At 19.3% G+C, this 383-nt stretch carries 1 pseudogene; it reads right to left on the bottom strand.

Annotation, left to right across the window (positions count from 1 at the left end):
* A pseudogene (locus RI68_RS04515) lies at window positions 1-368 on the bottom strand (IS3 family transposase); the annotation flags it as partial.
* Window positions 369-383 lie beyond the last annotated feature (15 nt).

Raw genomic sequence — 383 nt, 5'->3', positions numbered from 1 at the left:
AGATTTTAATTGTTGATAATGATATTTATTTTTTTTGCTTCTTAAACGACAACAAATCCCTTTTTCTTTCATGATGAGATAAACTTTTTTCTTAGCGATGGTTTCATTAAAGATTTTTTGATATAAATCAGTAATTTTGTTCGATGACCTAAGGAAATATTCATGCATTTGACATAAAGATTTAATGCGTTTTTGTTGTAATTTGTTAACTTCTTTTTAATTTTTATTTGTTTTGAATTTTTAACCAATAATAAGTGCTTCTTTTAATTTTAATAGTTTTTAAAATGATTGTTAAATTTTTAGTTTTTTATTCAATTGTTTAAACATTTAAAAAACTGTTTTTTTATTATTTTTTTGATTTTTTTCATTAGAGTTTATAATAA

The organism is Vaccinium witches'-broom phytoplasma str. VAC, from assembly GCF_000309405.1.
Classification (GTDB): domain Bacteria; phylum Bacillota_I; class Bacilli_A; order Acholeplasmatales; family Acholeplasmataceae; genus Phytoplasma.
Note: the sequence above shows the minus strand (reverse complement) of the source record. Positions and strands in the feature narration are given on the sequence as shown.